Annotated in this window: 13 protein-coding genes; 12 read left to right on the forward strand and 1 reads right to left on the reverse strand. The window is 37.6% G+C overall.

Annotation, left to right across the window (positions count from 1 at the left end; translation table 11 throughout):
• Nucleotides 1-160: 160 nt before the first annotated feature.
• The 11 genes from PARC_RS08005 to PARC_RS08055 all read left to right on the forward strand — a co-directional run bounded on the left by PARC_RS08005 (nucleotide 161) and on the right by PARC_RS08055 (nucleotide 20,037).
• Complete coding sequence (locus PARC_RS08005; RefSeq protein ID WP_010552656.1) at nucleotides 161-2,260, forward strand: DUF1302 domain-containing protein; 2,100 nt, start codon at nucleotides 161-163, stop codon at nucleotides 2,258-2,260.
• A gap of 13 nt (nucleotides 2,261-2,273) precedes the next feature.
• Nucleotides 2,274-3,638: a DUF1329 domain-containing protein gene (locus PARC_RS08010; protein ID WP_010552657.1), complete on the forward strand. Its 1,365-nt coding sequence runs from the start codon at nucleotides 2,274-2,276 to the stop codon at nucleotides 3,636-3,638.
• Nucleotides 3,639-3,764: 126 nt separating this feature from the next.
• Nucleotides 3,765-4,760 (forward strand): WD40/YVTN/BNR-like repeat-containing protein, encoded by a 996-nt coding sequence (locus PARC_RS08015; RefSeq protein WP_007586906.1) that lies wholly within the window; start codon nucleotides 3,765-3,767, stop codon nucleotides 4,758-4,760.
• Complete coding sequence (locus PARC_RS08020; protein ID WP_007586903.1) at nucleotides 4,760-7,081, forward strand: efflux RND transporter permease subunit; 2,322 nt, start codon at nucleotides 4,760-4,762, stop codon at nucleotides 7,079-7,081. Before PARC_RS08015 ends, PARC_RS08020 begins: the two co-directional genes overlap by 1 nt.
• 208 nt (nucleotides 7,082-7,289) lie before the next feature.
• Complete coding sequence (locus tag PARC_RS08025) at nucleotides 7,290-12,131, forward strand: NAD-glutamate dehydrogenase (RefSeq protein WP_010552658.1); 4,842 nt, start codon at nucleotides 7,290-7,292, stop codon at nucleotides 12,129-12,131.
• A 120-nt stretch (nucleotides 12,132-12,251) separates the two neighbouring features.
• On the forward strand, nucleotides 12,252-13,262 hold the full coding sequence (gene pyrD, locus PARC_RS08030; RefSeq protein WP_010552659.1) for a quinone-dependent dihydroorotate dehydrogenase: 1,011 nt from the start codon (nucleotides 12,252-12,254) through the stop codon (nucleotides 13,260-13,262).
• A 117-nt stretch (nucleotides 13,263-13,379) separates the two neighbouring features.
• On the forward strand, nucleotides 13,380-13,910 hold the full coding sequence (locus tag PARC_RS08035; protein ID WP_007586900.1) for a cell division protein ZapC: 531 nt from the start codon (nucleotides 13,380-13,382) through the stop codon (nucleotides 13,908-13,910).
• Nucleotides 13,911-14,001: 91 nt separating this feature from the next.
• A complete protein-coding gene (gene rlmKL / locus PARC_RS08040) occupies nucleotides 14,002-16,119 on the forward strand; it encodes a bifunctional 23S rRNA (guanine(2069)-N(7))-methyltransferase RlmK/23S rRNA (guanine(2445)-N(2))-methyltransferase RlmL (protein WP_007586899.1) in 2,118 nt (705 codons plus the stop codon).
• Nucleotides 16,112-16,351: a glutaredoxin family protein gene (locus PARC_RS08045; protein ID WP_010552660.1), complete on the forward strand. Its 240-nt coding sequence runs from the start codon at nucleotides 16,112-16,114 to the stop codon at nucleotides 16,349-16,351. The genes rlmKL and PARC_RS08045 overlap by 8 nt, the downstream gene beginning before the upstream one ends.
• Before the next feature lie 15 nt (nucleotides 16,352-16,366).
• Entirely contained in the window at nucleotides 16,367-18,280 is a 1,914-nt protein-coding gene (uup, locus tag PARC_RS08050) for an ATP-binding cassette ATPase Uup (protein ID WP_010552661.1), read from the forward strand.
• A gap of 11 nt (nucleotides 18,281-18,291) precedes the next feature.
• Nucleotides 18,292-20,037 (forward strand): DUF3466 family protein, encoded by a 1,746-nt coding sequence (locus PARC_RS08055; protein ID WP_010552662.1) that lies wholly within the window; start codon nucleotides 18,292-18,294, stop codon nucleotides 20,035-20,037.
• A 119-nt stretch (nucleotides 20,038-20,156) separates the two neighbouring features.
• On the opposite strand, the gene PARC_RS08060 is transcribed toward PARC_RS08055, so the two are convergent.
• Nucleotides 20,157-20,663 (reverse strand): DUF2062 domain-containing protein, encoded by a 507-nt coding sequence (locus PARC_RS08060; protein ID WP_010552663.1) that lies wholly within the window; start codon nucleotides 20,661-20,663, stop codon nucleotides 20,157-20,159.
• Between PARC_RS08060 and PARC_RS08065 the strand changes: the two genes are divergently transcribed.
• The gene (locus PARC_RS08065; protein WP_010552664.1) at nucleotides 20,643-22,910 is read left to right on the forward strand and encodes a DNA internalization-related competence protein ComEC/Rec2; all 2,268 of its coding nucleotides are present in this window, start codon (nucleotides 20,643-20,645) and stop codon (nucleotides 22,908-22,910) included. The genes PARC_RS08060 and PARC_RS08065 overlap by 21 nt on opposite strands.
• Nucleotides 22,911-22,933: the final 23 nt, after the last annotated feature.

Raw genomic sequence — 22,933 nt, forward strand, 5'->3', positions numbered from 1 at the left:
GTACGACGTCTTACCAATACGTAAGCGTTAACCAGAATAAGAAGTATATGACAGATTAGAGCGAGTATTTGTAATTTCACTGATTCGCTTCTATCGTTATGATTACACTAAAAACAATAACTTGATCACACAAAATGACCCGCGACAGGGGGGAACCAAAATGATAAGAAGATCGCTTTTTGTTAAAAATAGAATCGCTATAGGTTTAGCAGCCGCTAGTTTAGGTTTATCTGCAGCAAGTACTCAAGCTGTAACATTTGAAGCTGGAGGTTTTGATATTACCTTCGATTCAACCTTTTCATATGGGCAAAGTGTTCGTGTAGAAGACAGAGACTTTAACCTAATTGGCAAAAGTAATAACCCAGCATTTGATTGGACAGGATACAACCCAGCGCTAAGTAATACTATTTACTCATCACAAGATGTATGGGCACAACCGGGCTCTTACTCAAATAATGGTGATGCGGGTAATTTAAATTTTGATAGTGGTGACTCCTTCTCAAAACTATTGAAGGGCACACACGACCTTTCAATAAATAAAGATAACTACGGTTTGTTCACTCGCTTCATGTATTTTTATGACTTTGCTTTAATGGATGGGTACCACGCTTATTCAAATCCTACATCAGGGCAGGGTGTTGATCCATGTGACGATAAAGACACCAAAGCACAAAGTTGTGCCGACATACGTTTATTAGACGCGTTTGTATGGGCCGATTTTGATTTAAATGATGGTAATAACCCTTTATCTGTCCGTTTAGGCCAGCAAGTAGTTAACTGGGGTGAAAGTACGCTTATATCTCATGGTATTAACGTAAACCCAGTTGATATTGACCGATTAAAAGCACCTGGCGCTGAGCTAAAAGAAGCATTTATACCAATCGGTATGCTTTGGGCATCGCTCGGTATTACTGAGAATATTACGCTTGAAGGTTTCTACCAATATCAATGGCAAGAAACACGTTTACCAGCAGCAGGTACATACTTTTCTACTAATGACTTTGCAGCAGAAAATGGTTATCAGCAGAATGTTCAATTAGGCTTTACGTCTAATCCTGATATTGATGTTGCTTTTTTAACGGATAGTTTAAATAACCTAACATCTGATTTTGCATTAGCAGCAGCTGCTCGAGGTATTGATCCTTCAAGTGCTGAAGGGAGTGCTTTATTAGCTCAAATGTATCTTGCTTACCCAACTAAGGTTGCGTTAAAAGGTAAAGGAGATAATGGTAAAAATGAACCTGAAGATGGCGGACAGTACGGTTTACGTTTAGGTATATTTTTACCTGAATTTAATGATACTGAAATTGCGTTATACCACGTGAACTACCATAGTCGTCGTCCACTTATATCTGGTCGTGTATCAAACTTTTCACAGGCAGCAATTGCTCAAGATTTAGCAATGATCATGACAACAGAAATCACGTCAGATAATGTTGCTGATTTAACCGCTTTTTCTAAAGCTGAAAACGACTACCCAGAAGATATTAAACTTTATGGTTTAAGTTTTAACACGACTATTGGTGAAACAGCCTTTGCGGGTGAATTTGCGTTTCGCCAAGATGAACCACTGCAAATTGATGATGTAGAGTTACTTTATACAGCTATGCCTGAGCAGTTAGCGCTTGCAGGTCTTCGTCCTGATTTTGCAGGTATTTCGCAAATGAGTTTTGGCGATGATATTAGTTCTGTTGGTGCGGGTGAAGTTGCTCAAGGCTATATTGAACGTGATACATCGCAAATTCAATTTACGGCTACTCACTTATTTGGTCCTTCATTAGGTGCTGATAGTTGGGCTGTTGTTGGTGAAGTGGGTGCTGTAAAAATTCATAACATGCCAGACTATGACGAAACGCGTTTGAATGTATCCGGTACTGGCCGTAGTGGCACAATTACAGGCCCTGGTACTACTGATTACTCAACATTGCATCTTGGTTTATCAAACGGCGCTGAAGAAAAATCATTTGCTACTGCGTCTTCTTGGGGTTACCGCTTAATTGCTAAAGGTGATTATTTTAACTTTTACAAAGGTATTAACTTCTCTCCACGTTTTGTATTTTCACATGACGTAAATGGTAATACACCAGATCCTATGTTCTTATTTATTGAAGACCGTAAATCTTTAGGTGCAACCATGAACTTTAACTACCAAAATGCGTGGTCACTTGATGTGAGCTATAACTCGTTTTGGGGCGGCGGCGATATAAATACTTTCTCAGATCGCGATTACGTTTCTTTTAACTTAAAATATTCTATTTAGGGGTAACATTATTATGATTAAAAAACCTACCCTCATCGCTACAGCTTTTTGTAGCTTGTTTGCAAGCAGCGCAGCTTTAGCTAAATTAAACGCTGATGAAGTTGCCCAATTAGGTCAAAACTTAACGCCAATGGGCGCAGAAAAAGCAGCTAATGCTGATGGCTCTATTCCAGCATGGAATAACGGAATTACAACAGCACCAGCAGGTTATGAACCGGGTATGCATCACCTTGACCCATATACCACTGACAAAGTGCTTTTCACTATTGATAAAAGTAATATCGAAAAGTACAAAGCTAATTTAAGTCCGGGTCAAATTGCTTTATTTGAAGCATATCCAGATACATTTAAAATGCCAGTGTATGAAACACGCCGTTCTGCGTCTTACCCTCAGTTTGTTTATGACGCGACTAAAAAGTTTGCACCGACTGCTGAGTTAATTGAAGGCGGTAACGGTATTAAAAATACGGCGATTGGTATTCCTTTCCCTATTCCTAAAACGGGTTTAGAGGCAATTTGGAATCACTTATTGCGTTACCGTGGCCAGTCTATTGAGCGTTTTGGTGGTCAAGCTGCACCAACTGCATCTGGTTCTTATAACTATGTTGGCTTTGATGAGCAGTTATTAGTTAAATACTCAGACCCTAGTGCAACACCAACAGAGCTACAAGACTCAAATATTTTGTTTAAGTTTAAACAAAGCGTTACAGAACCAGCTCGTTTAGCTGGTACAGCACTGCTTGTTCATGAAACGATGGACCAAATATTAACGCCACGCCAAGCATGGACTTACAACTCGGGACAACGTCGCGTTCGTCGTGCACCTAATGTTGCATATGATGCACCAGGAACAGCAGCGGATAGCTTACGTACTACTGATGACTTTGACATGTTCAATGGCTCACCTAATCGTTACAACTGGACGTTGAAAGGTAAGCAAGAATTATACATTCCTTACAACAGCTATAAGCTTCATAGTGATAAGTTAGAATACGATGACATTTTAATGCCTGGCCACATAAACCCAGAGCATACACGCTACGAAAAACACCGTGTTTGGGTTGTTGAAGCTAACTTAAAAGACGATACACGCCATATCTATAAAAAACGTGTGTTTTACATTGATGAAGATAGCTGGCAAGTACAGGTTACGGATATTTATGATAACCGCGACCAACTTTACCGTGTAGCAATGGCTTATGGCCTTAACTACTACGAAGTACCTACTCAGTGGAGTACGCTTGAGGTTTATCATGATTTGAATTCTCGTCGTTATTTAGCAATTGGTTTAGATAACCAAGAAAAAATGTACGATTTTTCACAGTCATTTAACGATAACGAATTTACGTCAAGCGCTTTACGTCGCGCAGGTAGATAGTATTAAACTAGGCACTTAACAATTTGTTAAGTGCCTTTTCCTTTCTCATCGCGTTTGTCTTACAGCGCGCAACGCTTTCCCCAGTAAAAAGACAAACAACTCTCTCGTACAAGGCGATTAAAATTTATGAAGTATTTGGTATATGCCAGCCTGATAATAAGCGGTGCGAGTGTTGCACAAGAAGCCCCTAACAATGCAATCAGTGCAACAAATGCAGCTAAAACCTTACTCACCGACATAACCAACACAGGCAATGGTCTAATTGCAGTAGGTAAACACGGTACTGTTATTAAAAGTATCTCGGGTGATAAATGGCAACAAGCTGAGCTAGTCCCAACTCAAGTGCTATTAACTGCCGTTGATTTTAGTAATGAAAATAATGGATGGGCGTGTGGCCACGATGCAACAATAATAAATACTACTGACGGTGGTGTTAATTGGCAACTACAACAAGCACAACCAAAATTAGACAAACCATGTTTAGATATTCTATTTGAAGATGATTTAAAAGGTTTTGCAGTGGGCGCATATGGCATGTTTTATCAAACCACCGATGGTGGTAAACATTGGCAAAAACGCTTTTTAGATTCGCTATTATTTAGTGATGATCGTGATTACTTGAACGATTTAAAAGAAAATGACCCCGAAGGATACGAAGCGGAAACTGCTTCAATTTTACCGCACTTTAATCGAATCGAAAAAACAGATAATGGTTTAATGCTGGTTGGTGAGATGGGCTTGATGGCCAGAAGCATTGATGATGGTCAAACTTGGCAAAGGATAGAAGAAATTTATCCTGGTTCATTCTTTGCTGTTGCATCAGATAGCACACAAGAAATTGTGGCAGGGCTTCGAGGTAATGTTTTTGCAAAGCAAAACGGTGAACAGCAGTGGCAGCATTTCGAAAATGTTAAAACAGCGACGATCAACAACATCATTAATTATAATAACAAACAATGGCTTATGCTTGCCAACAGTGGCGTTATTTTTCATCTTCAAGATGGGTTACTCACCCATGAGCAGCTTGCTGACGGTAAAGCGATTCTTGATGGTGTAATTTTAGATAACAGGCTGATCATGGCTACAGAAGATGGCATTAAAGTGAAGGAGTTAACCCCTTAATGCATAAACTACTCGATTTTATTGAAAAGGCGATTTTTAGACATCGCTTAATTATGCTTATAAGTTTTGCACTTATAACCTGTTTACTTGTATTCAAAGCGACTCAAATTCAATTAGATGCATCGTTTAATAAAAATATCCCGTTAAACCACGATTATATGAAAGTGTATACCAAGCATGAAAAGCAGTTTGGTGGTGCAAACAGTATTTTGATTTCAGTGTGTGATGACAGTGGTGATATATTTAATCCAGAGTTCTTTACCCAATTAAAAGCGGTTCACGATCAGCTTTATTTCATTCCTGGCGTAAATCGTCCATTAGTTAACTCAATATTTTCACCCAGTGCTCGTTTTGTTGAAGTAGTGGAGGATGGCTTTGCCGGTGGCCCAATTATTCCTGCTAACTTTAAAGCAGATAAGCGTGGTTTAGGTGTAGTAAAGGAAAACATTGAAAAAGCAAAAGTTGTAGGACGTATGATTGCCAGCGATTATTCGTGTGCAATGGTAACTGCTCAACTTTTAGAAACTGATCCTCAAACACAGCAAAAATTAGACACATTAGCTTTTGCACAAAAGCTAGAAAGTGATTTAAGAGAGCCTTTAAGTACGGACAAAGTAAGTATTCATATTATTGGCTTTGCAAAAATGGCTGGTGATATAGCGGAAGGTGCAAAAGGGGTGGTTGTATTTTTTGCCATTGCTATCGCCTTTACTTTTATTATGGTTTGGCTGTTTTGTGGTAGTTTAAAGCTGACTATTTTGCCTATCGCATGTTCCATTATTGCTGTTATTTGGCAATTAGGCCTGCTTTCAAGTTTAGGTTTTGGCCTTGACCCTATGTCTATTTTGGTACCGTTTTTAGTATTTGCTATTGGTGTAAGCCATGGTGTGCAGATGATAAATGCGATTGGTAAAAAAGTAGGTGAAGGTAAAACAACACGTATTTGTTGTCAGTCAAGTTTTAGGGCTTTATTAGTGCCAGGCGGTATTGCACTTCTTTCAGACACCGTAGGCTTCTTAACATTACTTACCATCGATATTGGTATTATCCGTGAACTTGCCATTACAGCGAGTTTAGGTGTAGCAGTAATTATATTTACTAATTTAATCTTATTGCCTGTTTGGGCTTCGTACATGAACTTTGAAAACAGTGTACATATTCAATCTGGTGATGCAGCAAAACCAAACATGCTTGATAAAATCCGCGACTTACTTGTTAAAGCGACTGATCCTAAAGTAGCTAAAATGATTATTGGTTTTACCCTTGTTCTATTTGCTTTAGGTTACTGGCAAGCAGATAAAATGCGTATAGGTGACTTACATGCAGGCGCGCCATCACTGCATCAAGATGCTCGTTATAATCAAGACACGTTTTTAATATCAGACAAGTACACTATCTCGTCTGATATCTTAAAGGTAATTGTAGAAGCGTATCCTGCAGCATGTACTGAGCATGATGTGATGGAGCGTATAAGCCGTTTTCAATACAAAGTAGAGAATGTAGCAGGTGTGCAGTCTGCTGTAAGTTTGAGCTCTGTAGCTCAATCGGTTAACGCAGGCTACAACGAAGGCAATTTGAAATGGCAAAGCTTGCCACGAAATTCAGCAAGTTTAGTGCAGTCAACGTCTCGAGTTGAAACTAGTACAGGTTTACTTAACGGTGATTGTTCAGTTATGCCAGTGATTATATTTTTAGATGATCATAAAGCACAAACTATAGATACTGTAATTAAGAGTGTTAAGCAATTTGCGCAAGAAGAGGGCACTGATAAATTAGCATTTAAATTAGCTTCAGGACCTGTTGGTGTAATGGCAGCGACTAATGAGTCAGTTGCAGAAGCGCAAATACCAATGATGCTTTATGTTTATGGTGCCGTTATCATTTTATGTTTAATGAGCTTTAGAAGCGTAAAGGCAACGATTGCTGTGGTATTGCCGCTTTATATCGTATCAACACTTGCACAAGCACTTATGGTGCAATTAGAAATAGGCTTAACCGTTTCTACTTTGCCAGTTATTGCTCTAGGAGTAGGTATTGGGGTCGATTACGGTATTTATATACTGTCGTCGATGATGGGGCAGCTTAAGCAAAATGTACCATTAAGTGTTGCTTATCGAAATGCGCTTGTTGAACGTGGCAGTGCGGTTCTATTTACCGGTATTACACTTGCGATTGGTGTGAGTACGTGGATATTCTCAGATCTTAAATTCCAAGTTGATATGGGTATACTGCTAACCTTCATGTTTTTAGTGAATATGTTAGGTGCAGTGTTGTTATTACCCGCTATTGGTAGCCTTCTCTGGACTGACCAGAAAAAATAATGTGAATAATTTTGCTCCTAAATGGCCTGTAAAGGCCATTTATATCTACAATTTGTGAATAGATGACCAAATAGCTGAAATGCTTAAAATGTTTTCATCGAAAAGGCTGTTTATTAGCTGTAAAAGGGTTAGAATTTAATTGACTCCACGCTAATGAATAGCTGTACAAATTCCTGCTCCTGAGCAGTAATAGATTAAGGAACATACAATGACACGAAATGAAGGCCAAGCCTCGGTTATCCTAGATAATGTCTGTAAGCTGATCCAGAAAAAAGTTCGCGCTGATAATGTGTTACTCGTTGAGAAATTCGCCAAAGCCTTGTACAGCAATATGTCTAAAGAGGATTTGGCAAACCGCAACGATAGTGACCTATATGGCGCAGCATTAAGCCTTTGGAACTCGCTAGAAAAAAATACTACCGACGACGCAGTTATCCGCGTTTTCAACCCTGAAGTGGCAAAAGATGGCTGGCAGTCATCACATACAATCGTAGAGATTATTACTAAAGACATGCCGTTTTTAGTTGATTCTGTTCGTATGGCCATGACTCGTGAAAATATCGCCTCTCACTTATTACTTCACTGCCCATTAAAAATTAAGCGCGATGAAAACGCTAAAATTTCTGGATTATCAAATTTAAAAGCAGAGCAAGAATCCTCATCTACTAAAACAGTATTTTTTATTGAAATTGACCGTCAAACAGATTCTTCTGTGATTGAGTCTTTCAAGAAAGAGTTAGAGTCGGTTCTTGTTGATGTATCAGTTGCTGTTGATGATTGGCAGCCAATTCGTAAAAAATTGATTGCAGTAACCAAAGAGTTACCTAAACGTCATCATAATAAAACGACAGAAGAAGTTTCAGAAACAACTGAGTTTTTAGATTGGTTAGCGAAAGATAACTTTACCCTAATGGGTTACCGTGAATATGAGCTAAGCCCAGTTCAAGGTGATTACCAATTAAAAGGTAAAATGGAATCAAGCCTTGGCTTGATGAAAAACTCTACTGAAGAGCACACACGATTATTGTCAGAATTACCAGAAGTTGCCCGCCAAGAAGCACGCAGCAGCAACCTACTGATCCTAACAAAAACTAACTCTGTTTCTCGCGTTCACCGTCCAGCTTACATCGATTACGTAGGTATTAAGCGTTTTGACGATGAAGGCAATGTAATTGGTGAAGATCGCTTTATTGGTTTGTTCTCATCAAGCTTTTACAATAACAGTGCTACTGATGTGCCTGTTTTAAAGAGTAAAATTAACCGCATTATGGAAATGTGTGATTTTGCTAAAGGTACACACGCTTACAAAGCTGTTTTAAATATTTTAGAAACCTACCCACGTGACGAGCTAGTTCAAGCGCGCGAAAGTGAGCTACTTGAAGTTGCTATGGGTGTTTTACAAGTACAAGAGCGCGATATGTGTCGCTTGTTTGTACGTAAAGATGCGTATGGTCGCTTTTTATCTTGCATGGTTTATGTTCCTCGCGAACGCTATAACACGGCTCTTCGTCGTGAAACGCAAGATATATTAGCTAATGCATTTAATTCTGACGATAAAGTCGAATTTACTACTTATTTCTCTGAGTCAACACTGGCGCGTACTCATTACACCGTTCGTGTGACCGACAACAAGATCGAATATAACGTGAAAGACATCGAAAACAATTTAGTAGAAGCTGCACGTACGTGGGAAGATAAACTTCAATCTGCACTTTTAGAGTCTGCGGGTGAAGCACGTGGTAACGATTTAAATCGTAAATACTGTAATGCGTTTGCACGCTCATACAAAGACGAAGTGCTTCCAAGTGCTGCGGTTGTTGATATTGAAAAGTTAGAACTACTTAGCGATGAAAACAAGCTAGAAATGCTGTTTTACCGTCCTCAAGAAGAAGCAAACAGTAATATTGTACGATTAAGCTTATTCCATAAAGATGAGCCAATTCACTTATCTGATGTTATGCCAATGCTTGAAAACTTTGGTCTGCGCGTTGTTGGTGAAACACCATATTCAGTTAAAACTAGCGATGGTCGTATTAACTGGATCATGGACTTCTCGATGCTTATTGACAGCAAAGGGATGGCAGACTTTGATAAAATTTCAGCACGTTTTCGCGCTGCATTAACAAATGTGTGGGGCAATCGCCTTGAAAATGATGGTTTTAACCGTTTAGTGTTAATGGGTGGCCTAACTGGCCGCGAAGCCTCTATTTTACGTGCTTACGCTAAGTACATGCGTCAAATTGGTGTAACGTTCTCACAAAGTTACATTGAAAGCACATTTGCAAATTATCCAAACATTGCAGCGCAAATTGTTAATTTATTTGCTAAAAAGTTCTCAGTTAAGAGCCCAGCAAGTGCTAAAACACTTGAAAAGTTAAGTACGCAAATTTACTTAGAACTTGAAAATGTAGCAAACCTTGATGATGACCGCATTATACGTTTATACGTAGATATGATTGTTGCGACGCTACGTACCAACTATTTCCAAAAAGATGATGCAGGTCAGTTTAAATCTTATGTTTCGTTTAAAATACAGCCTAGCTTAATTCCTGACGTACCGCTTCCTCTTCCTGCGTTTGAGATCTTTGTTTATTCTCCGCGCGTTGAAGGTGTGCATTTACGTTACGGTAAAGTAGCGCGTGGTGGTCTGCGTTGGTCTGACCGTCGTGAAGACTTCCGTACTGAAGTACTTGGCTTAGTTAAAGCGCAACAAGTTAAAAATACAGTAATTGTACCTGTTGGCTCTAAAGGTGGTTTTGTATGTAAACAATTACCTAGTGAGCGCGAAGCGTTTATAAAAGAAGGCCAAGAGTGTTACAAAATTTTTATCCGTGGTCTTCTAGATATTACAGATAACATAGAGCGCGGTGAAGTAGTGCCAGCTCGAGATGTTGTTCGCCACGATGAAGATGATGCTTACTTAGTGGTTGCTGCCGATAAAGGAACCGCTACTTTCTCTGATATCGCAAACGGCATAGCTAATGAATACAATTTCTGGCTAGGTGATGCATTCGCATCAGGTGGCTCGGTTGGTTACGATCATAAGAAAATGGGTATTACAGCTAAAGGCGCATGGGAGTCAGTTAAACGACATTTCCGTGAAATGGATATCGATTGTCAAACTACCGACTTTACGGTAGTTGCAATTGGCGATATGGCTGGTGATGTATTTGGTAATGGTATGTTGTTATCTAAGCATATTCGCTTACAAGTTGCCTTTAACCATATGCACATTTTTGTTGATCCTAACCCAGATGCTGCTACTTCTTACCCAGAGCGCGAACGTTTATTTAATATGCCGCGTTCATCTTGGGAAGATTACAATAAAGAGTTAATTTCTGCCGGTGGTGGTGTTTTCTCTCGTGCTGCTAAATCAATTACGCTTAGCCCAGAAATGAAAAAAATGTTGGGCACTAAAAAAGCGAGTATGACGCCAAACGAATTAATAAAAGCATCGTTAATGATGGAGTTTGATTTACTGTGGAATGGCGGTATCGGAACGTATATCAAAAACTCTAAAGAAACTGATGCAGATGTAGGGGATCGTGCAAACGATGCACTACGTATCAATGGTAGAGATTTAGGCGCTAAAATAATTGGTGAGGGCGGTAACTTAGGTGCAACTCAATTAGGTCGTGTTGAATTTGCAGCTAAGGGTGGTCGTGTTAATACTGACTTTATTGATAACGTAGGAGGCGTTGCCTGTTCAGATAACGAAGTTAACATTAAGATTTTACTTAATGGCTTGGTTGCTGAAGGTGACTTAACACGTAAACAACGTGATGAGCTACTTTACTCAATGACAGATGAAGTATCTGAATTAGTATTAAAAGACTGTTACCGTCAAACACATACTATTTCAATTACGCAGTCTAAAGGTACTTCAACGCTTAAAGAAAAGATTCGCTTTATTCATGCACTTGAAAAAGATGGTAAGTTAAACCGTGCTATTGAGTTCATTCCAAGTGATGAAGAATTGGCAGAACGTGCAGCCGCAGGTAAAGACTTAACTCGCCCTGAGCTTTCAGTGCTAGTGTCTTACGCAAAAATGGTATTAAAAGAGTCTTTAGTAAGTGATGAAATTACTGAAAACCCTTACTATCGCCAATTGCTTGTGAAGTCATTCCCACGTCCTCTACGTGAGAAGTTTAACGATGCGATGAACAACCATCCACTTCGTAAAGAAATTATTGCAACTAAACTTGCTAACAGTATCGTTAATGATATGGGTTTAAACTTCATGGTACGTATGCATGAAGAAACCGGTGCCAACGAAGCTGAAATTGCAATGTGTTACTCAATTGCTAGCGAAATATTTGAAATGCGCGATACATGGTCTTCTATCAGCGCACTGGATAATAAAATACCAGCAGCGGTACAAACTGAAATGCTTTACCAACTTCGTCGTACTGTTCGCCGTACTACGCGTTGGTTCTTACGTCATCGTAATAAGTCACAAACGATTGAACAAGGAATTGAATTCTTTGCGCCAACATTTAAAGATTTAAGCGATAATTTAAATACATACATGATTGAAAAAGAAAATGACCGTATTGTAATTGAAGCTAATAAGTTAATTGATGCCGGCGTTCCTGTAGATATAGCTAAGCGTATTGTTTCGTTATCAAGCTTATTCTCTGTGATGGATTTAGCTGAGGTTGCTAATAATTCAGGTAAGAGTATTTCGATGGTATCGAATACTTACTTTAAACTAGGCGCGAGAATGGGTCTGCATTGGTTCTTAGAGCAAATAACTAAGCAACCAGTAGCAAATCATTGGCAAGCACTTGCTCGTTCATCTTACCGTGAAGAGCTTGATTGGCAGCAACGTACGTTATCTGAAGTGGTGCTAAATAGCTTTGAAGGTGACGAGAGCGATGTTGATAGTCAAATAGATGAGTGGATGGATAGCCAAGATTTATTACTTCAGCGTTGGAAACAAATGTTGGCTGAGTTTAAAACATCACAAAGCCATGACTTTGCTAAGTTCTCAGTTGCACTTCGTGAACTTATGTTATTAAGTCACAACTGTGATACATCAGGAAAATAATTTAGCTTTAATCAGTTATTTGTTTAGTAAATAAATAACTGATTGTTAAAATTGTTATACAATACCTTAGCCTTGTCTGAGGTATTTTTTTGTCTGAAATTTAAAAAGAGGATTATATTGATGTTTTATGATTTAGCTCGCCGTTTTATGTTTACCCGTGATGCGGAGTGGGCGCATGAGTTTGCACTTAATAATCTTCGTCGTTTTGCTAATACGCCTCTAAATATAGCTTGGTCACAAAGTGTTTCAGATAAACCCGTAAACTTTTTAGGTCTTGAATTTAAAAACCCAGTAGGGCTTGCCGCTGGCCTGGATAAAAATGCAGAATGTATAGATGCATTTAGCCAAATGGGATTTGGTTTTATTGAAGTTGGAACGGTTACACCGCGTCCTCAAGTTGGTAATGATAAGCCACGTATTTTTAGACTTCCAGAGTCAAACGCAATTATTAACCGTATGGGTTTTAATAATAAAGGTGTTGATAATTTAGTCGAAAATGTAAAAGCAGCAAAGTACAGTGGCATACTCGGTATCAATATTGGTAAAAATAAAGATACACCTAACGAGCAAGGTAAAGATGACTATATTCATTGTATGCGTAAAGTATTTGAGCATGCCTCATACATTACGGTAAATATTTCATCACCAAATACCCCAGGGCTTCGTGATTTACAATATGGTGCTGCACTTGACGATTTGTTGCAAAGTCTTAAAAATGAACAGTTAGATTTAATTGCAAAGCATAATAAGCAAGTTCCTATGCTTGTAAAAATTGCACCGGATCTCGATCAAATACAAATAGAGCAAGTAAGTGAATCACTTTTAAATAATAAAATTGATGGTGTAATTGCCACAAACACAACGCTTGAACGAGCCGCAGTCATGGGGCAGCAATATGCACAAGAGGCGGGCGGTTTATCAGGTCACCCTGTTAGAATGCGCTCTACAGAGGTAGTAAGTGAACTAAAACGCTTAACACAAGGTAAGCTACCAATCATCGGAGTCGGCGGTATTGATGATGCTACATCTGCAAAAGAAAAGTTAGATGCAGGCGCAAATTTAGTTCAGGTTTATACTGGGTTCATCTACAAAGGTCCACAATTGGTAAAGTCGATCGTTAACGGCTTATAAGGATCAGTTATCTAAGCTTTTGATCGTTAGCTAAATGTTCTAAGCAAACATTTTAAAAGTGGTCAAAAGCGGTTATACTCTGAGCAATAATTATTCAACATACCCAAGGAGGAGTAAATGTTACAAGCATCAAAGCAATGGCAGTGGATTACTTGTCCTGATAAAAATCGTTTGTTACTTGATTTAAATGACGACATGCAATTATGCACGCCTTATAAATTAAGACAGCTCACCGATTCTGTTTTTAAAAATCCACGTTTTAGTCTCGAAGATGCTGCATTTTACGAACAAGTTTATAATTATCTGGATGGATTTGAATTGTGGTCTGCGGCTCAAATTTGTCAAATATCATTAAATGCAACTGCTGTTAAGTATCACTTAAAACCCGTTTTAGCAAAAAGTTGGTTTTTTGAAGAATACACAGGGACAGAGCCAAGCGTAGAGGCAATAGTAAAATTAACATCTAAAGCGCAGTCAGGTGATTTTTTAATTGTAGAGCATTGTCCTGATGCATCTATTTGTTTGAATTTAAGTGAAACCTTTAAATTAGACGAAAACTTATCTTTAGCGCAATTTGAAGTAATCCGTATTTTGAATAATCGAGTACACCCCATTCTAAATCAGCAATATCAAAGTCAAACCGCCTAACCAAATTTAAGCCTTAAGCGTGTCTTTATGGCGTGTTTGTCGCCCAACCTATGTTATAATCCTGCGCAATTAGCTATTAAGGGTTATTACTTTGCAATTTATCGCACTTACTTCTATCGGAATCGAAAATTTATTGGTTGATGAACTAACAGAACTTGGCGCAACCGTGTCTAAGCAAACTGTTGGTTCTGTTCGTTTTGAGGCTGACTCATTACTTGCGCAAAAGGTTTGTTTATCAACTCGTTTTGCAACGCGTGTGCTTATGCTTATTGAAGAAAAAGAAGGCGTAGATGACAAAAATAGCCTGTATAATTTTGCGCGCTCGCAACCTTGGCAAGAATGGTTTGGACCTACGCAAACATTCGCTGTCGACTTCAACGGTACCAATGACTCATTAAAAAACACGCAATTTTCGGGTCTTGTAATCAAAGATGCGATTGTTGACTATTTTAATGATTTATACGAGCAACGTCCTAACGTTGATAAGCAAGATGCTAACGTGCGCGTAGTTGCACGATTAAATCGTTACGGCGTATCGATGTATATTGACTATTCAGGTCCTCGTTTGTCAGAACGTGGTTACCGCCAAGGCCAAGGTAAAGCGCCAATTAAAGAGCACTTAGCTGCTGCATTAATTAAGCGAAGTGGCTGGCTTGAAAATGTAAAACAGCCTTTATTCGATCCATGTTGTGGTGCGGGTACTATTTTGATAGAAGCTGCCGGTATGGCGCGAAACGAAGCGCCAGGATTATTCCGTGAAGGTTTTGCTTTTGAGCGTTTACCCAGTTTTAGAGCCGCTAAGTTTAAAGAGCTTAAAGAAGAGTTACTCGCTAATATTACTGATCCTAAATTGTGGTTAATTGGCCACGATTACGATGAGCAAGTATTAAGTAAAGCAATTGATAATGCTAAACGAGCCGAGCTTGACGACGTGATTAAGTTTAAGCAAAGTGATGCAACTAAACTTACAGCTGTTGCAAAATTACCGGGTGTTGTAATTTCAAACTTACCTTATGGTGAGCGTATTGGCTCTATGGCTGAGCTTGTTGATTTACACCGTAATTTAGGCGTTGGCTTTAAAAAGCACTTCAATCACTGGAAACTTGCCTTATTGGGTATGGACGAGAGCTTATTTAAACTTTTAAAACTTGTGCGCCTTAAGCGTTATAAATTTAAAAATGGCCCATTAGATGTTGAACTTAACTTATATCAATTAGATGATAAGCAAGTAAGTTTGACCACAGATGACAAAAAAGCACTCAATTTTGAAGGCTCAACGTCATTTGCAAATAGATTGAAAAAAAATAAGCAAGGCTTAAAAAACTGGCTTAAACAAAATAAAATAGATGCTTATCGCGTCTATGAAGCGGATATCCCTGAATACAATGTTGCTGTAGATATTTATGGTGACTCTGCTGTAATTTTTGAATATGCAGCGCCTAAAGAAATTGATGAAAAAACATCAGAAAAACGCCTGCAAGACGTAATAAGTTTAACGGCTCAACAGCTTGAGATTTCACCTGAAAACATTGCTGTAAAAGTACGTAAAAAGCAGAAGGGCGAAGATCAATACACCGCTATGTCTAAACAAAACCGTACTATGGTTGTTGAAGAGTTTGGTGCTAAGTTCAAAGTTAATTTATTTGACTACTTAGACACAGGCTTGTTTTTAGACCATCGCTTAATGCGCCGTTATATTCAAGAAAATGCTAAAGATAAACGTTTCTTAAACCTTTTTGCATACACAGGTACAGCTTCTGTACATGCTGCTCTTGGTGGTGCTAAAGCCATTACTACAGTCGATTTATCAAAGACCTACTTAAAATGGGGCCAAGATAACTTTGATTTAAATGGTATTAGTAATACACGATACCGTTTTGAGCAAGCTGATTGTTTAAAATGGTTAGAGCACGCGACAGCACAATATGATTTGATATTTTTAGATCCTCCAACGTTTTCAAACTCAAAACGTATGAAAGACGCGTTTGATGTACAGAGCGATCACATTAAATTATTAACGTGGGTTAAAAAGATTTTAAGCCCATCAGGTACCTTAATTTTCTCTAATAACAAACGTGGCTTTGTGATAGATGAAGTTGGTCTGATTGGTTTAGGTTTAAAAGCCATTAATATTTCAGATAAAACGTTATCACCAGACTTTAAACGTAATAAAAAAATCCATAATAGCTGGTTAATCACACATGGCTAAATGGGTTTTATACCACACTGATGGTTGCCACTTGTGCGAGCAAGCTGAGCAACTTATCACTGAGGTACTTAGTGATACGAGTGAGTTATTACTAATCGATATTATGACTGATGAGCAGCTTATAGCTGAGTATCAAATTACTATTCCTGTATTAAAAAGTGAAAAAGGCGAGCAATTATTTTGGCCTTTTACTTTACACACTGTGCGCGAATTTTTAGCACAAGCAGAATAAGAGCAAATAAGAACTATGGATTTAATTAGAATTTTAAAAGCACAACTTGCTTTTGGTACGCATGCTTTGCTTAACAAAGCAGATGCCGTTATAGAAAGTGGCGAAAGAGTGTGTGTTGTTGGTCGAAATGGCGCGGGTAAGTCAACTCTATTAAAAGTGCTTGATGGCGAAGTTGTATTAGATGATGGTGAAATAAATCAGCTAGGCGGGATTAGAATTTCTCGTTTAGAACAAGATCCACCAAAAGGCGCAAATGGCACTGTATTTGATTACGTTGCGCAAGGTATGCCTGAGATTGCAAACTTACTAATTGATTTTCATCATGTAAGTAATGAGTTGCAAACAGTGTGTACTGATAAGTTATTAAACAAGCTTGAACGTTTATCAAATCAATTAGAAGCGGCTGATGGCTGGCGCTTTGATAGCCGAATTCAATTAGTGCTAACACAATTAGAATTAACGCCAGAAGCTAAACTTGAGTCTCTTTCTGGTGGTTGGTTACGTAAAGTAGCACTTGCACGTGCACTTGTTAGTGAGCCTGATTTATTATTACTTGATGAGCCAACAAACCATTTAGACATGGCAAGCGTCATGTGGCTTGAGCAATTTTTAAAAGAGTTTAAGGGCGGAATCGTATTTATATCGCATGACCGTGCGTTTATTCGCGCTGTTGCTACGCGTATTTTAGATTTAGACCGTGGTAAGCTTATTTCGTACCCTGGTGATTACGCTACGTACTTAGAGCAAAAAGCCCATGATTTAAAAGTAGAAGAAAGCCAAAATGCATTGTTCGATAAGCGTTTAGCCGAAGAAGAAACATGGATCCGCCAAGGTGTTAAAGCGCGTAGAACGCGTAACGAAGGACGTGTTCGTGAGTTAAAACAGCTTCGTACAGAGCGTAAGCAACGTGTTGACCAAGTTGGTAAAACTGATTTCAATATTGAAACAGCAGATCGCTCTGGTAAGTTAGTATTTGAAGCTCAACATCTTTGTCATGCATTTAAAGACAAAGTTATTGCTGATGATTTTTCTACACTGGTAATGCGCGGTGACAGAATCGGTCTAGTAGGCCCAAATGGTATTGGTAAAACAACACTATTAAAGCTAATGTTTGGTGATTTAGAACCAGATAGCGGCATAACTAAGCAAGGTGTTAATTTAGAATTTGCTTACTTTGACCAATATCGTGAAAAGCTTGATGAAGAAGCAACAGTTCAAGATAACGTTGCCGAAGGTAAACAAGAAGTGATGATGGGCGGACGCTCACGTCATGTTTTAGGTTATTTACAAGACTTTTTATTCCCGCCAGCACGCGCTCGAACCCCTGTTAAAGCACTCTCTGGTGGTGAAAAAAATAGACTGCTATTAGCTAAACTGTTTTTAAAACCGTCTAATATCCTTGTTCTCGATGAGCCAACGAATGACTTGGACATTGAAACGTTAGAGTTACTAGAGGACATCATTAATCAATACCAAGGTACAGTGCTGATTGTAAGCCATGACCGTGAATTTATTGATAATACATGTTCAAGTGTATGGGCGTTTGAAGGTAACGGTAAAGTTACAGATATTGTAGGTGGCTATAGCGACTATGAGGCTTACGTTAACTATTTAGCTGAACAAGAAAAAAAAACGCAGCAGCAACCAGTAAAAAAAGTTGAAAAAGTAGTCGCTCCAGTTGCTAAACCTGCAGCTAAAACAAATAAACTCTCTTACAAATTAAAACTTGAATTAGAGCAACTACCGAATAAAATGGAAAAACTAGAAGCTGAAATTGAAGCTCAACAAGCTGTAGTTAGTGACTCAGACTTTTTTAAACAAGAGAGTGATGTAACAACTAAAGCATTGAACCATTTGGCACAACTTGAGTCTGACCTTGAAGCTGCGCTTGAGCGCTGGGAAGAACTTGAAGAATTACAGAATCAGTAGTAAGGACTAAAATGAAATATAAATTACTCGCTGCCAGTATTTTAGCGACATTAAGCACTTCAGCAACAAGTGCTACGTACCAGTTAAGTGAATTAGGGACTCTTGAAGACGCTAAATATTCTTATGTAACAGATGTAAGCGAAAGCGGACATATTATTGGTTTCGCAAATGGTTTATACAATTTACCTATTGATATCAGCTATATAGATTTTACTGAAAACATTATTGAAAATAGCTACGATAATACAGAGGCTGCATTTGATTTAAGTGATAAAGAGATTACCTTTACACTTGATGACATTGAAAATAATGATGCAGTACTTACTAATTCTGATGCACATACTTTCATGGTTAGTTTTTTATCTTCAATTTCTACAAATTTTGAATATCAAAAATTAAGCTCATTAGTTGGCATAAAGTACAATGACACACAAGTAACAGAGCAACCGTTATTTGATGTTGCATCTGTTGATTATGATGGCTTAACGCGTTCAACTATTAACCTTTTTAATGCTGTAAGTGAAGACGGCGTTACTGTTGGTTGGGGCGGTGCTCCTTACGATAAAGTGTCTTTTACACCTGATGGTGAAGATGAAGCAGAAACGTGGTTCACACATGAGTTTATAGAGCGTGGGATTGTAATAAGCGCTGATGGCATGATCAAAGTTCCATTAGAACCAGAGTTTAATGAATACGGTGGCACAAGCCGCGCTAACGATATAGTCAAAACAAATAGTGGTTACACTGTTGTAGGTAATATCTCTACAAGTATTCCTGATGACAGACAAGATAATATTGATGATAACTGTGATAATGAAGACGAACCAACATCAGTGTGTATCAATTTATTAAATTCTAATATTTCACGAGGCTTATTTAATAAGCGTGCTGTTAAATGGGAACTTGATGAATCGTTAAATATTATTTCTGTTAAAGAGCTTGGTTTAGCACTGACACCTGATGAAGGTGAAACGGAAGATGATGCATTTACAAGTACAGCTTTAGCTATTAATGCAATAGGCACTGTAGTTGGTTCATCAAATACGCGTTATTACAAAAATGACGATACGATTCTTACAATGCCAGTTTATTTTAAAGACGGTGCAGTTACTGATTTTATTGATCAAGAAGATGATTGGCAGGCTGGTAAATCAATTGCTATTAATGATAATGATGTAATTACAGGTTATGCGACCAAGCGTATTGAAGGCACTCTTCGTAATAAATTCTTCTATCATGACATCGAAACAGGTAATACAGTTTTCCCAACTGATTATTTCTCAAGCTCAAGTTCTTATGGTAACGATATAAATAATCAAGGGTATATTGTAGGCGAAGGTGAAGTGGGTGTATCTGATAGCTCACGACTTAAAGAAGCCTTTATTTACAAAATTGGTGAAGATAAAATCACTAATCTAAACGATTTACTGCCTTGTTATGATACCGATGGCGAAACTGATTACGCTTATTCTATGGTTGAAGCAACAGCTATCAATGAAAATAATGAAATATTTGGTACTGCGACTAAGACAGTTGAAAAACTTGATTCTTTAGGCAGTGTTGTAACTGATATCAATGGTGAAATTGAATACGAGAGTATTGCTATTGCAGTTAAATTAACGCCAATTGCAAACGGTGAAGTAGAAAACTGTGCTCCACCAGAAGCAGAGGTTTATGAACGTAACTCTGCTAGTTTTCCTTGGTATACATTATTGCTATTACCATTAGTTGGCTTAAGACGTATATTTCGCTTTTAAAGTTTACTAATATTTATTATAAAAAACCAACTTAATAAAGTTGGTTTTTTTTCGTCTATAATATTTTATAAGATTAGGATTGCCATGAATCTTATAGTTATTATTTAGCTTTAAGGCTACTAATTATTTCGCGATAACCATGCTTTTTTAACAGAACGGCGCCAAATAATATCAATACTAAAATAGCCGATAATTGATGCAATAGAAGCACATACTAACGAACCTAGTAAAAATGCAGGACCAATAGTTTCTATGCTCTCTAGAAACCAAGACCAACTAGCTTCAAATACAAAGTGTTGCTCAGGCTGATTAAGTATTAATGTACCCACTAAGTATGAGCCATAAAAAATAGGTGGCATAGTTAGAGGGTTTGTAAGCCATACTAATGCAACTGAGATAGGTAAATTAACTCTAAATAATATAGCACCGGCTGCTGCTAAAACCATTTGAAAAGGAACAGGGATGAAAGCAAAAAATAACCCGACTGCAAATGCACCTCGAGCAGAACGTCTATTTAAATGCCAAAGATTTGCATCTTGTAAAAGGCGTCCAAATATTCTTAGTGATTTATGATGTCTAATTTTATTTGGATCAGGTAAAAATCTTTGGATCGTTTTTTTAGCCATTTAAAGCAACCATTTACATCAGTGTGGATAAGTCTTGGGTTTGTAATTGGCTGTATAGCAACCGTATTTTATTATCAAACTCTCGAATTTACAGTATTCACAATTTTCATTGTTATAGTGAGCGCTTATTTTAAGCCGTTTTTAAATGTATTGTTAGGCTTTATTTGTGCAATTTGCTTCGTTGGTCTGCATTTTTACGTTTTTTATAGTTTTGAAATACCAAAACCGGACGAAAAGTATGCACTTGATTCTACATTAATTGTTGAAGAGGTTATTTCTGACAAAAAACCTCAATATATTAAAGTTAAAATAGTGGCATTAGAAGGGAGTAATTTTTCGGATTTTAGAGCACCCAAAGCAATGCTCAGTGTTAATTCTGCACAGCCTTTAATAGTAGGTGATGAATTTTCTGCTTTAATTCATTTAAAACATTTTCGTAGTAATAAAAATTTTAATGTATTTGATAATGAACGTTATGCTTTTATAAGTAGAATATTATTTAAAGGTAAAGTGCTTAATAAAAATCTTAATATTATAAATAGCGACAAACAAAGCATAATTTTAGATTATCAACACTTCCTTAAAAACACTTATACGGATACAAAATTACAGTGGCTCTATTATGCATTGCTTAGCGGTGAAAAATCTTTGATGAGCTACGCTGATAAACAATTAATGCAATCTCTTGGGCTAAGTCATTTACTTGCTATATCGGGGTTACATATCGGTTTGATTTTTAGCTTCGGTTATCTATTTACTCGATTCATTTTTGCAAAAATTAATTCTTCGATTGGGCAATCATTCAACCTGACTCTTTATTACAGTTCATGCGGATTTTTAGTAGCCTTGGTTTATGTGTACTTAAGTGACTTTTTAGTATCGGCAACGCGAGCGCTTATCATGCTGGGTTGTTATTTATTATTGTATTTTCTTGCTAAGCAGCCGCTGCGTTGGCGGAGCATTTTATTTGCCTTGGTTATTGTTCTTATTGTTAACCCATTTAATTTACTCAATCCAGGTCTCTACTTTTCATTTTTAGCTGTTGCTATCATTTTTACAGTTATTAATAAATTACCAATATTAAACACTCGCATAAAAAACAAAGTTATTTCACTGTTTGTTATTCAAATAGCGTTATTTATTGGTTTATTGCCACTTTCACTCTATTTTTTTAATGGGGTAAGTATTGCAGGTTTGATAATAAACTTAATTGCTATACCGCTGCTTTCAATCATTATCTTACCTTTTTTAATTGTTTTTACATTACTGAGTATTTTCTTAGATATAAGTATTTTAATAAACCTGTTTGATACTGGCTTATATGCGCTATTTAAATTGCTTAATGAAATACCAGAATCGTTAAGGTGGATAACGACTGGCAGAATTGACTCAATATTTGTCGTTTTTACTTATATTATTATGTTGATGGTTTATTTTCTTCCTTATAAATGGCTCGCTTTTATTCCAGCAATAACGCTTTTATTAAATTATTGGCTAACAGAAAAGTCTAAGTGGCAACTACATGTATTTGATGTAGGGCATGGACTTATGGCATTAATTGAAAAAGATAAACAAGTGCTTATTTATGATTTTGGCCCCAGTTATTTCAATCGCTTTAGCCGTACGCGAAGTATTTTATTGCCTTATATTAAAGCAAATAATTTAACAGTGAAAACGGCGATTCTAAGTCATGAAGATAATGATCACGCTGGAGGATTACAACATTTCATAGATGCTGGCCTTGGTGAAACATTACAACAATTTCATCCTAAAAATACACATAATGTATGTGAAGTCATAAACATTGATTTTGCTGGATTAAAAGTACAAAGCTTTAGTACAAAAGGGTTTGGAAATGAAAATGATGATTCATGCGTTGTTAGGGTATCAGATAATACTCATAGCGTGTTACTTACCGGTGATATATCAAAGGCGCGTGAAGCATCGCTATTAGCGGATAATAAATCGTTGAAAAGTACAGTAATGTTAAGCCCGCATCATGGCAGCGATACATCCTCAAGTGTTAATTTTATAAATAACGTTGCTCCCCAAGTAGTCATTCATTCAAGTGCCTATAAAGGGCAATGGGAATTCCCTAAGCCTCTTGTCGTCGAACGTTATAACCAAATAAACGCTCAGCAATTTACGACAGGCGTTGAAGGGCAAATTAGTATTAAATTTTATGCAAAGAATTTGGCTATAGAAACAGCAAGAGGGCAGGAAAGTTACTGGTTTATCAAAGATTGACGTTTAGTTTTATCTCATCGGAG

Origin of the sequence: Pseudoalteromonas arctica A 37-1-2 (assembly GCF_000238395.3) — a bacterium.
Taxonomy (GTDB): domain Bacteria; phylum Pseudomonadota; class Gammaproteobacteria; order Enterobacterales; family Alteromonadaceae; genus Pseudoalteromonas; species Pseudoalteromonas arctica.